General features: G+C 67.5%; 12 protein-coding genes and 2 pseudogenes. 7 read left to right on the forward strand and 7 right to left on the reverse strand.

The window, feature by feature from the left end; genetic code table 11:
• Nucleotides 1-150 precede the first annotated feature (150 nt).
• The 5 genes from ACFT7S_RS17265 (at nt 151) to ACFT7S_RS17285 (ending at nt 4,747) form a co-directional block, all read left to right on the forward strand.
• A complete protein-coding gene (locus ACFT7S_RS17265; protein ID WP_382732424.1) occupies nt 151-1,128 on the forward strand; it encodes a PstS family phosphate ABC transporter substrate-binding protein in 978 nt (325 codons plus the stop codon).
• Entirely contained in the window at nt 1,125-2,075 is a 951-nt protein-coding gene (pstC, locus tag ACFT7S_RS17270; RefSeq protein ID WP_382732426.1) for a phosphate ABC transporter permease subunit PstC, read from the forward strand. The genes ACFT7S_RS17265 and pstC overlap by 4 nt, the downstream gene beginning before the upstream one ends.
• Nucleotides 2,072-2,983: a phosphate ABC transporter permease PstA gene (gene pstA / locus ACFT7S_RS17275; protein WP_382732428.1), complete on the forward strand. Its 912-nt coding sequence runs from the start codon at nt 2,072-2,074 to the stop codon at nt 2,981-2,983. The genes pstC and pstA overlap by 4 nt, the downstream gene beginning before the upstream one ends.
• Before the next feature lie 71 nt (nt 2,984-3,054).
• Nucleotides 3,055-3,903: a phosphate ABC transporter ATP-binding protein PstB gene (pstB, locus tag ACFT7S_RS17280; protein WP_382732430.1), complete on the forward strand. Its 849-nt coding sequence runs from the start codon at nt 3,055-3,057 to the stop codon at nt 3,901-3,903.
• A 70-nt stretch (nt 3,904-3,973) separates the two neighbouring features.
• The gene (locus ACFT7S_RS17285) at nt 3,974-4,747 is read left to right on the forward strand and encodes a response regulator transcription factor (protein WP_382732431.1); all 774 of its coding nucleotides are present in this window, start codon (nt 3,974-3,976) and stop codon (nt 4,745-4,747) included.
• A 60-nt stretch (nt 4,748-4,807) separates the two neighbouring features.
• Here ACFT7S_RS17285 and ACFT7S_RS17290 read toward each other — a convergent pair whose 3' ends face one another.
• From ACFT7S_RS17290 to ACFT7S_RS17305, 4 genes are all read right to left on the reverse strand, one after another.
• Nucleotides 4,808-5,065, reverse strand: coding sequence for a hypothetical protein (locus ACFT7S_RS17290; RefSeq protein WP_382732433.1), 258 nt, complete (start codon nt 5,063-5,065; stop codon nt 4,808-4,810).
• Between the two features lie 155 nt (nt 5,066-5,220).
• Nucleotides 5,221-6,150, reverse strand: coding sequence for an ATP-dependent DNA ligase (locus ACFT7S_RS17295; protein ID WP_382732569.1), 930 nt, complete (start codon nt 6,148-6,150; stop codon nt 5,221-5,223).
• A 31-nt stretch (nt 6,151-6,181) separates the two neighbouring features.
• The gene (locus tag ACFT7S_RS17300; RefSeq protein ID WP_382732435.1) at nt 6,182-7,021 is read right to left on the reverse strand and encodes a Ku protein; all 840 of its coding nucleotides are present in this window, start codon (nt 7,019-7,021) and stop codon (nt 6,182-6,184) included.
• Between the two features lie 408 nt (nt 7,022-7,429).
• Nucleotides 7,430-8,299 carry an oxidoreductase gene (locus ACFT7S_RS17305; RefSeq protein WP_382732437.1) on the reverse strand — a complete coding sequence of 290 codons (870 nt, stop codon included), beginning with the start codon at nt 8,297-8,299 and terminating at the stop codon, nt 7,430-7,432.
• 142 nt (nt 8,300-8,441) lie between these two features.
• On the opposite strand from ACFT7S_RS17305, the gene ACFT7S_RS17310 reads away from it, so the two are divergent.
• Nucleotides 8,442-9,347, forward strand: a complete 906-nt coding sequence (locus ACFT7S_RS17310; RefSeq protein ID WP_382732439.1) for a helix-turn-helix domain-containing protein — start codon at nt 8,442-8,444, stop codon at nt 9,345-9,347.
• Nucleotides 9,348-9,456: 109 nt separating this feature from the next.
• On the opposite strand, the gene ACFT7S_RS17315 is transcribed toward ACFT7S_RS17310, so the two are convergent.
• The 3 genes and pseudogenes from ACFT7S_RS17315 to ACFT7S_RS17325 form a co-directional block, all read right to left on the reverse strand.
• Nucleotides 9,457-10,068: a dihydrofolate reductase family protein gene (locus ACFT7S_RS17315; protein WP_382732441.1), complete on the reverse strand. Its 612-nt coding sequence runs from the start codon at nt 10,066-10,068 to the stop codon at nt 9,457-9,459.
• 525 nt (nt 10,069-10,593) lie between these two features.
• On the reverse strand, nt 10,594-11,499 hold the full coding sequence (locus ACFT7S_RS17320; protein WP_382732443.1) for an NAD-dependent protein deacetylase: 906 nt from the start codon (nt 11,497-11,499) through the stop codon (nt 10,594-10,596).
• Nucleotides 11,500-11,635: 136 nt separating this feature from the next.
• Nucleotides 11,636-11,936 (reverse strand): annotated as a pseudogene (locus tag ACFT7S_RS17325) (transposase); the annotation flags it as partial.
• 588 nt (nt 11,937-12,524) lie between these two features.
• Between ACFT7S_RS17325 and ACFT7S_RS17330 the strand changes: the two are divergent.
• A pseudogene (locus ACFT7S_RS17330) lies at nt 12,525-13,812 on the forward strand (transposase).
• Nucleotides 13,813-13,938 lie beyond the last annotated feature (126 nt).

A 13,938-nucleotide genomic window follows, 5' to 3' on the forward strand; every position in this document is an offset into this window, starting at 1 on the left:
TGTAGATGGGCGGCTAGCGTTCATCCCGGAGGGGGTGCCCGTACACCGGGATCTCGCGTGGACGGCCTTCGATCTAAGTCTCCGAACTGGGCGCGCTGCGCACCGGATCCAGACCGCCGGATGATCCGGCAGACACGAGGGTCGAGAGTCGTGAACATTTCCACTTCGTTGCGCCGGGCCAAGGCTCCGTTGGCCCTGACGGCTGCTGCCCTGCTGGCCGCAAGTGCGTGCGGCGGTGCCGAGGCGGGCTCCAGCGGTGGGGACGGCGACAAGTTGGCCGGGACGGTGAAGGTCGACGGTTCCAGCACTGTGGCTCCGCTGTCCACCGCTGCGGCGCAGCTCTTCCAGGACAAGAACTCGGGCGTCAAGGTCACGGTCGGTACGTCCGGCACCGGCGGTGGCTTCGAGAAGTTCTGTGCGGGCGAGACCGACATATCCAATGCGTCACGTCCGATCAAGGACGAGGAGAAGGCGGCCTGCGAGAAGAAGGGCATCAAGTTCGAGGAGTTCACGGTCGCCAACGACGGTCTGTCCGTCGTGGTGAGCAAGGACAACGACTTCGCGGAGTGCCTGACCGTCGAGCAGCTGAAGAAGGTCTGGGAGCCCGGCTCCAAGGTGAACAACTGGAACCAGATCGACCCGAAGTTCCCGGACGTCAAGCTCGAACTGTTCGGAGCGGGCACCGACTCGGGTACTTTCGACTACTTCACCGATGCGATCAATGGTGAGGAAGGCGCCTCGCGCACCGACTACAACCCGAGCGAGGACGACAACGTCACCGTTCAGGGTGTATCGGGCTCCAAGGGCGGAATGGGCTACTTCGGGCTCTCCTACTACAAGGAGAACAAGGACAAGCTGAAGGTCCTGAAGATCGACGGCGGCAGCGGCTGTGTCGAGCCCACACAGACCACCGTCCAGGACTCCAGTTACAAGCCGCTGGCCCGGCCGCTGTTCATCTACCCGAAGGCTTCGTCGCTGGAGAAGAAGGAGGTCGAGGCGTTCGTCGAGTACTACGTCGAGAACAGCGCCGAGATCGCCGAGAAGGCCCAGTTCGTGCCGCTGAACCCGACGCAGGATGAGGAACTGAAGAAGGCGCTTGAGCAGCTGAAGGCCGCGCACAACTCATGAGTTCCTCCCTCACCGGACGGCAGGCCGCTTCGGGAAGCCCTGGCTTCCTGAAGCGGTCCCAGCCGCGGTACGGCGAGAAGGTCATCAAAGTCCTCCTGGTGGCCGCCTCGCTGGTCTCGGTGCTGACCACGATCGGCATCGTCATCGCCCTGATTCCGCCGGCTGCCGAGTTCTTCGGCAAGGTGAGCATCGGCGAGTTCCTCACCGGCACCAACTGGGCGCCCCTCTTCAAGCCGCCGCACTTCGGCGTCCTGCCGCTCATCGGCGGCACCCTGATGGTCACCCTCATCGCGCTGCTAGTAGCCGTACCCCTTGGCCTCGGTGCGGCGGTGTATCTGAGCGAGTACGCGAACCGTCGCGTACGGACCGTCTTCAAACCGATGCTGGAGGTGCTCGCGGGCATCCCCACCGTCGTCTACGGCTTCTTCGCGCTGAAGGCCATCACCCCGCTGCTCCAGGAGATCTGGCCGGCCGGCGACGGACCGCAGATCTTCAACGCGCTCGCTGCCGGCTTCGTCATGGGCATCATGATCATCCCCACGATCGCCTCGCTGGCAGAGGACTCCATGAGCGCCGTGCCCCGCGCCCTGCGCGACGGCGCGTTCGCCCTGGGCTCCTCCCGCATGCAGGTCTCGACCCGCGTGGTGTTCCCCGCCGCGCTGTCCGGCATCGTCGCCGCCGTCGTGCTCGGCATCTCGCGGGCGCTGGGCGAGACGATGATCGTCGCCATCGCCGCGGGCGGTCAGCCGAACCTGTCCTTCAACCCCCTTGAGGGCATGCAGACGATGACCGCGTTCATCGCAGCGGCGGGCATCGGCGACCTGCCCACGGGCTCGACCGGCTACCAGACGATCTTCGCGGTGGGCTCCCTGCTGTTCGTACTGACCCTGCTGATGAACCTGCTCAGCATCCGTCTGGTGCGCAAGTACCGCGAGGTGTACGAATGACCGACGTCATCGACCGTGACACGGCGGTCCCGGACGCGCCTCAGGCGCCCCGGCTCAAGGGGCGCGGCACACCGCTGCGCGAACGCATCTTCCAACTGAGCCTGTGGGCCTCGCTCGCCATCGCCGTCGTCTTCCTCGTCTCGCTCCTCGGGTACGTGCTCGCAGAGGGCTGGCCCCGTCTGGACCCGCGGCTGTGGTCAAACTTCCCGGACGTCATCACGCCGGAGAACGGCGGAGCCCAGTCGGCCATCATGGGCACGCTCTGGGTCATCGCCTTCACCGCGGTGTACTGCCTGCCGACGGGCATCCTCACCGCGATCTACCTGGAGGAGTACGCCGATCCGAACCGGTGGTGGAACCGGGCGATCGAGATCAACATCCAGAACCTGGCCGCCGTGCCCTCGATCGTCTACGGCATCCTCGGCCTGGGTGTCATCTCCCGGGGCCTGGGCTTCGGCCAGACCGTCCTGACGGCCTCGCTGACACTGTCGCTGCTGGTCCTGCCCGTCGTGATTATCTCCTCCCGCGAGGCGATCCGCGCGGTACCGCAGTCCATCCGGCAGGCTTCTCTGGCACTGGGCGCGACTCAGTGGCAGACCATCTGGCGGCAGGTCCTTCCGGCGGCCGTGCCCGGCATGGCGACCGGTTCGATCCTGGCCCTGTCGCGCGCGATCGGTGAGGCTGCCCCGCTCCTGCTGCTCGGTGGCCTGACGTACATCTCGTTCAACCCCACCGGTGTGCAGAGCCAGTTCACGGTTCTGCCGATCCAGATCTTCAACTGGATCAGCCAGTCCAGGGCCGAGTTCGTCTCGCTCGCATCCGCCGCGATCGTCATCCTCCTGGTGATCCTGCTGGCGATGAACTCCCTCGCCATCTGGCTCCGTAACCGCTATTCCCGTACCTGGTGACCGCCATGACCTCCACGACTTCCGAGACCGGTCGCCTCGAACCGTCCGCAGACTCTCCGCAGGAGACCGCCATGACCCCTCCCTCCGATGCCACCGGCGGCACCCGGACCCCCCAGGTCGCCTTCCGTGAGGCCCCGTCGCTGACCAGCCCGGTCTTCGAGGTCGGCAGCCTGTCGGTTTTCTACGGCGACCACGAAGCCGTACGCGACGTGAACATGAATGTCGGCCACCGTCAGATCACGGCGATGATCGGCCCATCCGGCTGTGGCAAGTCCACCGTCCTGCGCTGCTTCAACCGCATGAACGATCTGGTCCCTGGCGCGCGCGTGGCAGGCAAGGTCCGATACCACAACGAGGATCTGTACGGCCGTGAGGTGGATCCGATCGAGGTCCGGCGTCGTATCGGCATGGTCTTTCAGAAGCCGAACCCGTTCCCCAAGTCGATCTACGACAACATCGCGTACGGGCCCCGTGTCGGCGGCTTCAAGGGCAACCTGGACGACCTTGTCGAGGAGACGCTCACCCATGCGGCACTGTGGGACGAGGTCAAGGGCAAACTCAAGACCTCCGCGCTCGCGCTCTCCGGCGGTCAGCAGCAGCGGCTGTGCATCGCGCGCACGATCGCCGTGAAGCCAGAGGTGATCCTCATGGACGAACCATGCTCGGCCCTGGACCCGATCGCCACGGCCAAGATCGAGGACCTCATGGAGCATCTCGCCGAGGAGTTCACGATCATCGTCGTCACACACAACATGCAGCAGGCGGCGCGCGTTTCGCACCGAACAGCTTTCTTCACGGCGGACGTCGACGACAAGGACGTCCGCCACGGCCGACTCGTCGAGTACGACGAGACCGCCCGTCTCTTCTCCAACCCCTCCGACCAGCGCACCGAGGACTACATCTCCGGTCGCTTCGGCTGAGTCCACCAGCCGGCAGTCCGCCGCAGCCAGGCCGACCTTTGCGACCCGCCACCGTGAAGGAGAACCACGGGTGACACCCGAAGCACCACAGCCACCAGTAGTCGTCCCGCAGCGCCGCACAGGTGGCCAGGACGACAGCTCACGGCCGGGTCTGCTCCTGGCCGAGCCCGACACCGAGCTCGCCGCCCGGGTCATGGCCCGCTTCGAAGGTGCGGGCGTCTCGGTGACCGTTTGCCACGACGGTGCGGAAGCCCTTCTCCAGGTCGGTGCCCACCATCCGGCGGCCGTCCTCCTGGGCGCCCCGCTCCCGATCGTGGGCGCCGCCCAGGTCACCGAGCTGATCGCACGCCTGCACCCGGTCCCCGTCATCGTGGGTGCGGGTCCGGACGGGGTGGATGAGGCCACCGCAGCACTGTCCGCCGGCGCAGTGGCCTTTGTGGCCCGCCCCTACCGCATTGAGGAAATACTGCCTTTCCTGACCGTCGGCAGGCGGCAGGCGGGCGACGGCCCGGCCGACACGCTGGTTGTCGGAGACATCGAACTTGATCCGGCTGGTTTCCACGTTCATGTGCGCGGTCGCCCGCTGCAGTTGCCGGTCCGTGAGTTCATGCTGCTGCGCTACCTGATGCAGCACCACAACCGCGTCATCAGCCGCGGCGAGCTGACGCAGGCCCTCTGGGGCGCCGAGGTGCTGGACAGCAACACGCTCACAGTCCACGTCAGACGGGTGCGGAACAGGTTGCGCAACGAGTCCGGCAGCTGCTGCACCATCGATGCGATCCGCGGCATGGGCTATCGGCTGGAGTGCAGCCCAGTGACGACATCGTCTCCCTCAAGCGCATAGCCGCCGGGGGACGTTGCTCAGGAGGTGGCGTCCGATGAAGGACATGCCGGAGACGGACTCCTACACCTGCTCGATGGTCGCCAAACCTGCCGAGTGGTCCACGGTGAAGCGCCGGTCGGATGGGGATTCAACCAGGGCGCCGAGTCCTGAGGCGGCTTCTGTCAGCTCCGTAAGGGCCTCAGCCGAGAACGGGCCGCCGTGCTGGGCGACCTGGACCAGCATCAAGACGGTGTACGCGTAGGCCCGCATCGTCTTCGCGTCGCGGCCCGTCAGCCCTATCGAACGGAACCAACTGGTGAGCGGCTCGACCGGACGCATCGGCCGGCACGGCCACCACCACTGACGCGCCTTCGTCGACGGCGTCGGCAAAAGGTGCCTCCAGGGAGCGACATAGCGCGCCGATCCGCCGGGCCCGAGATTGAGGTCTGCGATCCGGACCCGAGCGTTGCCCATGGATAGAGCTGGGGGCGGGGTCAGGTGATGTCGTCGGGGGCGAGGTCCGGGCGTAGTCGGTGCCAGGAGGGGTGGCGCAGGCGCCCGGCCCGGGTCCGGGTCGCGTAGCCGACCTCGCCGACCAGGCGCGGCAGCACCCACCGCGCCCCGGCCACCGGCGGCACCTCGGTGAAGGGGCAGTGGTCGATCGCGGCGGCGTGGAGGAGTTCGGCCAGTGTTACGCGCTCGGTGTCGCTCCAGCCGGTGCCGACGCTTCCCGCGTATCGCAGTCCGTCCTCGTCGTGCTCGCCGACGAGCAGCGCACCGGGCAGGCCGGCGAGCCGGCCGCGCCCGGGCACCCATCCACCGACGATGACGTCCAGGGTCCGGACGTGCCGGATCTTGATCCACGCACGGGAGCGCACCCCCGGCTCGTACACCGACGTGAGCCGCTTCGCCACAAGCCCTTCGAGACCTGCGGCTTTCGTCATCTCCAGGGCCTGGGTCCCATGGCCGACGACCGACGCGGGTGTCGACCAGTGCGTACCCGTGAGCCCGAGCCCTTCGAGCACACTGTGCCGCTCGGAGCAGGGCATCTTCGTGATGGTCCTCGCGTCAAGGAAGACGATGTCGAAGAGGATGAGGTGGGCGGGTACCTGTTGTGCCATCCGGGCCGCTTTCGCGGGTGATCCGGACAGCCCCATCCGGGACTGCAGCCGCTCGAAATCACTGCGCCCCTGGTCATCGAAGGCGACGATCTCACCGTCCAGGACAGCTGGCCGGCCAATGGCTGAGCCGAGGGCTGTGAATTCGGGGTACGCCGCGGTGATGTCTGCTCCGGACCGCGATCGCAGGATTACGGTCCCGTCGCCGGGCAGGTAGATCATGGCCCGCTGGCCGTCCTGCTTGACCTCGAACCCGAATCCATCCTGGAGTGCTGGGGGCGGGAGGGGGCCTGGTGTGGCGAGCATCGGGGCGAAGCGGGGGAGGGCCGCCGCTGGGTCAGCAGGCACTGCGCTTCTTCACCGCCGTCTTCCTGCCCGTGGTCTTCTTCGCGGCCGTCTTCTTACTGGGCCGCATCGCATGGACCGTCGCGTCCCCGCCCTCCCCGGTGTCCTCGCCGCGGGATTCCTTCGCCGCCATCACGGAGGGGTTCAGGGCGGCCATCAGGTCCACGACCTGCCCGGACTTCGCTTCCTCGCCCTCGGCCGGCTCGGGGAGGGGCTTGCCCTCGGACTTCGCCTCGATCAGCTCCTCCAGAGCATCGCGGTACGCGTCCCGGAAACCGCTGATGTCGTCCAGCGCCATGGTGTCGGCCAGCTGGACGGCCCGCTCGATCTCCTCCTCGTCCAGGTCCACCTCCTTCGGCGCGGCCGATTCGGGACTGAGGCCGAGGCGCTCACGGTTGTGCCAGGCGAATTTCGCGACCGCGACCTTGTCCGAGCGCTCCAGCGCCTTCCTCAGGAGCGTGTACGGCTTGGCGGCGACCTGGCCGTCGATCGCGAGGTAGTAGGAGTCGCTGATCCGGATCGGATCGATCGTGTCGGCGTCGACGAACGCGACGATCTCGATGGCGTTCGCGGTCGGCAGGGGCATCTGGTCGAGCTCGTCGTCGGTCACCGGGCCGGTCTGGTCCTTGCCGATCTCGTAGCCCTCGCCGATCTCCTCCTGCGGCACGACCTTGCCGTCGACCTGGCAGAGCTTCCGGGTACGGACGCGGCCCATGTCCTCCAGGTGGACCTGGTGGAAGTGGATCGCACGGTCCTCCGTCGCGGAGACGACCTTGATCGGGATCGTGACCAGCCCGAAGCTGATGGCACCGCTCCACAGGGGCCTCGGCATGCTTACCTCCAGGCCCCCTTGGCGGTGTGAGCCGGAAGTGACCGGAAGCGCCACATGAAGCGAGCGCGGCCGGGCCACCGCCCGTAATCCGATCCTCACGTCGGCCGGACCGGCCCGCATCCGGAGGGGATCGGTTTGGAGAGAGCTGCCGCCGCCCAGCTTGGCGGGCCGACCACGACATCTGTGACTGAGTACCTGAGTTGGCACCGCTCGCCAGATACCGCGCTCGGAATCGTCCGCCCAAGCAAAGAACTGGCAGCACTGTGGACTGCTCAATGGGCCAAGGAGGGCGGTGGTGCCCGGCAGCCGAGCAGCAGACCGGCATTCCCGACTCCTGACCGTCAGGTGCCGACGACAGCCCTCGCAGATGGGTTGTCGATGCCGCCTGGGGCTTTCCTTGCTTCCGTGTCAGCCGCCGATCGTGTTGAGTTCCGCGACCGCGTCCGCCGGTAGCGTCAGGTCTGCGGCGGCGATGTTCTCGCGCAGGTGTGCGCGCGAGGAGGTGCCCGGAATGAGGGCGATGGTGGCCGAGCGCTGCAGCAGCCAGGCCAGGGCGACCTGCTGGGGTGTGGCGTCCAGGCGGGCGGCGACGTCGGTCAGGGTCTGTGACTGCAACGGGGAGAAGCCGCCCAAGGGGAAGAACGGGGTGAAGGCGATGTTCTGTGCCGCGCACCGGTCGACGAGGGCGTCGTCCTGGCGGTTGGCCAGGTTGTAGAGGTTCTGCATCGTGACGACCGGGGCGATGGCCTGCGCCTCGGTGAGCTGGGTATCGGAGGCAGCACTGAGTCCGAGGTGGCGGATCAGACCTTCCTTCTGCAGCTCGGCCAGCGCGCCGAACATTTCGCCGATCGCCTCCTCGTCCGTCTGCCCCTCGTTGGAACCGAGGCGCAGGTTCACCACGTCGAGCGCGTCCACGCCGAGGTGCTGGAGGTTCTCGTGGACCTGAGCCTTGAGGTCCTGGGGGTCCCGCGAGATGTTCCAGCTGCCGTCGTCGCCGCGACGGCTGCCGACCTTGGTCACGATGCGCAGGTCCGCGGGGTAGGGGTGCAGGGCTTCCCTGATGATCTCGTTGACGACGGCGGGCCCGTAGTAGTCGCTGGTGTCGATGTGCGTGATGCCCCGCTCGACGGCCTCCCGCAGCACCGCGACGGCTTCGTCCCGGTCCTTGGGCGGCCCGAACACGGTGGGTCCCGCCAGCTGCATGGCGCCGTATCCCATACGGCTGAGGATCAGGTCGTCGGCGAGGGTGAGCGTTCCGCCGGGAGTGGTGTCGGTCATGGGGTGCCTTCCGCTCTGTGCCTGTGTGGACAGCTTGTCCGGTGTCGACTGTGCGCGCGTCCGGCCGCGCTCGGCAGTACCCCACTGTTCCTGGGAGTGACAGGGACAGGCACCCGCGCCGGTACGGACCTAGGGTTGGGGCATGGATGGCACGAATGCTCTCGGCGAGTTTCTGCGCGCCCGGCGGGCGCTGGTCCGGCCCGAGGACGCCGGAATCCGCGGTGGCGGACTCCGGCGCGTCCCGGGACTGCGTCGCGAGGAGGTCGCGATGCTCGCCGGGATCAGCGCCGACTACTACCTGCGCCTGGAGCAGGGCCGCGACCGCAATCCGTCGCTTCAGGTCCTTGAAGCCCTGGCCGACGTCCTGAACCTGGACGCGGACGCCACCACGCACCTGATCGGCCTGACCCAGGCCCGACCCTCCCGAGCCCGCCGGCCGGCCCGCCCAACGGACCGTGGACGGGCTTCACGCAAACCTGAGCCTGTGCCGCCCGGCATCCTTCAGCTCATGGAGGGCTGGACGAGCAATCCCGCGTACGTCGAGAACAAGTTCACCGATGTGCTCGCCGCCAACGCGCTGGCGACGGCCCTGTCCCCGAACTACTCCGTCGGCGTCAACCTCCTGAGGGCCCTCCTCCTCGACGAGAGCGAACGGAAACTGCTGCGGGACTGGGAGGAACTGACCGAGGCGCTGATCGCCGCCCTGCGGGCCAACGTCGGGCCCGACGTCGACGATCCTCGCCTGACGGAGCTCGTGGGCGAGCTGTCCGTACGCAGTGAGCGCTTCCGCCGTCTGTGGGGCCGTCACGATGTGCACCCCAAGCAGGCGCGTGTCAGCCGACTGCGCCATCCGAAGGTCGGCGACCTCGAGCTGCACGCCAACAAACTGGCCATCGTCGGCACGGACGGCCTGGTCCTCAAAGTCTTCCACGCCGAACCGGGCAGCCGCAGCGCCGAGCTGCTCGCGATCCTGGGGAGTTTGGCAGTGTCCGGCGAGGGCCGGAACCTGACCGGCTCGGACGGCCACCAGGCTGTCGACGAGCAGTGAAGGGTCGTCGCCGGCGCGCGGATGTTGGCGTTCATGCCGGTCGCGGCGCCAGTCTGAGGTTCGGCCTCCGCCGTAGGGGAGGGCACTCTGTCCGGTGCAGCAGGTGTGCCTACGCGTCGGCCCCGTAGGTCCCGTACTCCGGAAGTCCTGTCGATTCGTATACGTGAATCGCCAGTCCACCCGGTGTCGTCTCATTGCTCAGGAGTCGTAGGCCGGCCGGGGCACCGCCGTCCGGGAACAGGCGGCGGCCTTTGCCCACGACCACCGGGGCGATCACGAGGCGCAGTTCGTCGATCAGCCCGGCGGCCAGCAGGGACTGGGCCAGCCGGGCGCTGCCGTGGATCTGTAGCTCGCGGCCGGGCTGCCGCTTCAGTTCGGCGACCTGGGCGGGGATATCGCCGGACAGGATCGTGGTCGGGTCCCACTCGGCCTTGACCAGGCTGTGGGAGGCGACGTACTTCGGCAGGCCGTTCAAGGTGTTGGCGAACGGGTGTTCGGTCATCTTCGGCCAGTCCCGTGCGAAGTTGACGTAGGTACGGCGGCCGAACAGGAACGCATCCGCCGTGCCGAGCCAGGTGCCGGCCTGCCGTTCGAACGCCTCGTCCATGTGCGGCACGAACCAGCCGCCCTGGGTGAACCCGTCACTGGTGTCCTCGTCCGGGGACCCCGGGCCCTGGTAGACGCCGTCCAGCGACAGGAACTCCTGCAGTACCAATCTCATCGCGCACCACTCTCTCTTGGGTAGGGGACGTGTCCGTCCTTTCCTCCTGAGACATCATGCCGCCCGAAATCTCATCGGTCCGAGCGCCGCCGATTCCGGGCTCCCCGTGTCCGATACGCCCAGTCGGGACTGCACGAGATGCGGTCCCGTGGCCTACGCTGCCGCAGCGTTGTCATTTTCGGGCCCTGTGATCGCTGAGTGCTACCGGTCGGCACACGTTGCCCGCTCCCAGTTTCTGGCTCAACTTCCGTGAAGGGCTGACTGGCCGTGATGTCAGCTGTGAGTGGTGGGCTGGACGGATGCTGTCGTTGACCTGCTGAGAGACGGTGTTGGTGCCTCTGTACCCGTCTTTGACCCGCGTCCTGGCTGAGGCTCTGGTCGACGTCCTGTGGTTCATCGAGGCAGTGAAGACGAGCAGATGGATCCGGATGACGCCGTCAAGATTCTGGAGGGTTTCGCACACCCGGTCTTCGGCCCAAGGGGCCGGCGCGATGAACCCTGGTGACGCCCCACCGCCGTCACCCCTTATGCAGGCCCGGTCGTCTCGTCGTTGACAGGGATGCCCAGTTGGCCGGCCACAGTGGTGAGGGCCGTTCCCAGCGGCAGCGCGATGCGGGTGACGGAGTGCCGGTCGCCCCGGGTCGGGTCCCGGTTGACGATCAGCACCGGTTTTCCGGTCTGGGCCGCCTGGCGGACGAACCGGAGCCCGGACATCACCGTGAGTGAGGAGCCCAGGACCAGCAGCGAGGCCGCCTCACGGACCAGTTTGCGGCAGTGCTCGACCCGCCGCGGGGGCACGGCTTCGCCGAAGAACACCACGTCTGGTTTGAGGATGCCGCCGCAGACCGTGCAGGACACCACGCGGAAGTCTCCGACCTGCTCGTCGGTGAGGTCGGCGTCACCGTCAGGGTTGATCGCGGCGGCCACCGGCCCGAAGTCCACATTGGCGTCCTCCAGCTGTCGGGCGAGCTCGCGGCGCAAGGTGAAGGCGCCGCAGGAAAGGCAGACGGCCCGGCCCAGGCTTCCGTGGAGTTCCACGACGTCCTCGCTGCCGGCGGCCTGGTGCAGGCCGTCGACGTTCTGGGTGATCACACCCGAGAGCAGGCCGTGCCGCCCGAACGCGGCCACGGCCCGGTGCCCGGCGTTGGGGCGGGCGCGGCCGAAGGTGCGCCAGCCGAGGTGGCTGCGCGCCCAGTACCGGCGCCGGGCCTGGGCGCTGGCGGTGAAGTCCTGGTAGGTCATCGGGGTGTGCCGGCTCAGGCTCCCGCCCTCGCCCCGGTAGTCGGGGATGCCCGACTCCGTGGAGATGCCCGCCCCGCTGAGCACCAGCACACCGCCGGTGCTCAGCGCATCGGTGACCGGCTCCAAATCCGTGGTGCCCGGCGACAGGTCCTCGGTAGGGGCCCAGCTCAGAGTGGGGCGCATGCGCATGCCCCCAGGGTACGGAACAGGCTGCCACCACCCGCTTCCGCCGTCGATGGCGCCGCTTCCAGGGACGCAAAGGAGCGGACGTGCTGGATAAGTGCGTTCAGGTGCTCGCGGGCGTAGATGACGGCGGCCTGGACACCCTGGCGCCAGTGGCCGCGTGCTGGTGGGCACGGATCGAGGTGGAGTCGACCGAGACGTCCCAGTCGATCCCGCCGGCGGCATCGGCCCGGGCCTGCACCTGTTGGAGTAGCCGCTCCCAGGTTCCGTCGGCCGACCAGCGGCGATGGCGCTCATAGACGGTCTTCCACGGCCCATAGCGTTCGGGCAGGTCCCGCCACTGCACTTCGGTCCGGACCCGGTGCAGGATGCCGTTGACCAATTGGCGGTGGTCGCGCCACCGCCAGGCAGTGGTTGTTGCCCACTGGCAGGAACGGCTCCAGACGTCGCCACTCCGCCTCTGTCAGATCCTCCGACCAGTCATAGCAAGAGACAACGACTCAGTGGACGGCATGGGCACGGTCAGCACCGGCGATGCCACCACGCCAACTCCGAATCTGCCATGGGTTCGTGATGCGTTCGTCTGAGTAGCACCTCATCCAGGTGCTCGATCTGCACCCGGAGTTCGGTGGCGGCTCTCGGCGGCAGCAGGGACAGAGCCTCTTGCAGCTTGTCCCGGGCCCAGCCCTCGCCGCAGCACGGGCAGGTGAACTCGGCTTCCCAACACCTCCACCGGCGTTTGGTGCCATGGACGCGGACAGCCCACACACTCAGCGCGACAGACACAACCCCCGGCGCCAGCCGCTCTCGTTCGAGCATGCGGACGGCTGCATTCGCCGCCCCCGACAGGCCAGGAACGTCGCGATAGCGCACCCAGGGTCCTTTCCAGTCACGTTCCCGCGGCCGAAGCGAAGCTGGCGTTCTACGCGGCACGGCCCCTTCGCATATCAATCATGGACGCTGACGGCCAGCGGCCCTCGGCGAAGCGGCTGGAGCAGGAGATCAAGGCCAGGATGCCGGAGCGTTCCCTGATGGGCATCGTGGCCCGGACCGCGTACTGGGTGGAGTGGTGGCGCCGTTTCGGCCCGCCGTCCGGCAACGAGCCCAAGCTCACCGCCCCCTTGGGCCGCTATGTGATCGTCACGTTCGTCAAGGGCACCAACATGGGCCCGTACGAGGCCGCCCGGCACATCCCCGGCGTGAGCGGACACGAGCTGTCGTACGTCGCCAACAAGCACTTCTCGATCGTGCTGCTGAACGAGGCGGTCGCCGACCTGGTGAACGCGCACGCCCGCCTGGACATCTCGCAGGCGTGGGGCGACGGGACCGCCGTCGCGGCGGACGGCACCCACATGGACACGTACCTCGACAACCTGCTCTCCGAGACGAGCGTGCGGTACGGCAAGCCGGGCGGCATCGCCTACCACCACGTCTCGGACACCTACATCGCGCTGTTCACACTTCATCCCGTGCGGCGTCTGGGAGGCCGTCTACATCATCGAGGGCCTGCTGAAGAACACCAGCGAGGTGCAGCCGACCACCGTGCACGCGGATACGCAGGGCCAGAGCTTCCCTGTCTTTGCGCTCGCCCACCTCCTGGGCTTCGACCTGATGCCCAGGCTCAGAAACTGGAAGGAACTGACCTTCTACCGGCCCTCCAAGCAGAGCGAGTACGTGCACATCGACGCCCTGTTCGGGGAGCCGGGCAAGAACATCATCGACTTCGACCTGATCGAGTCCCAGTTCCGCCACCTGATGCGCGTGGCCGTCTCCGTACGCGAGGGCACCATCTCCTCCTCCACACTGCTCAAGCGCCTGCGCTCCGGGTCGCGAAAGAATGCCACCTACGCCGCCTTCCGCGAGGTCGGCCGCGTGATCCGCACCGTGCAGCTGCTGCGCTACCTCTCCGACGCGCCGCTGCGCCGACGGGTGACCGCGGCGACCAACAAGGTCGAGTCGTTCAACCGGTTCTCCCAGTGGATCGGCTTCGGCAACCGCGGCGTCATCGCCGACAACGACCCCATCGAGCAGGAGAAGGCGATGAAGTTCAACGCGCTGCTCACGAACGCGGTGATCTTCCACAACGCCCTGGACATCGCGGAGATCGTGCGGCAGCTGCTGGAGGAGGGCTGGGAGATCGACCCGGAAGACCTAGCGCACATCTCGCCGTACCTGACCGAACACATCAACCGGTTCGGCGAGTACAGCACCCACGAACTCGGCATCCAGCCCGAGGCGTACGACCCGAAACTCGACGTCGACTTCACCCCGCTGCGCGAGCAGGACCTGACCCCCGCCGGCCTCGGCCAGGCCGCCTGAACCGTGAGGTGAACTAGCTGGTGACGCCCTTCACGGGAGCGGGCCGGTATACCCCAGAATCCTGCTGTGAGGGTCAGCCTCCAACACCGTGGCCTGGGCAGGTGATCCGATAGCGCTGCCGTGGGG

It is taken from the genome of Streptomyces sp. NPDC057136 (genome assembly GCF_042670885.1).
Taxonomy (GTDB): Bacteria; Actinomycetota; Actinomycetes; order Streptomycetales; family Streptomycetaceae; genus Streptomyces.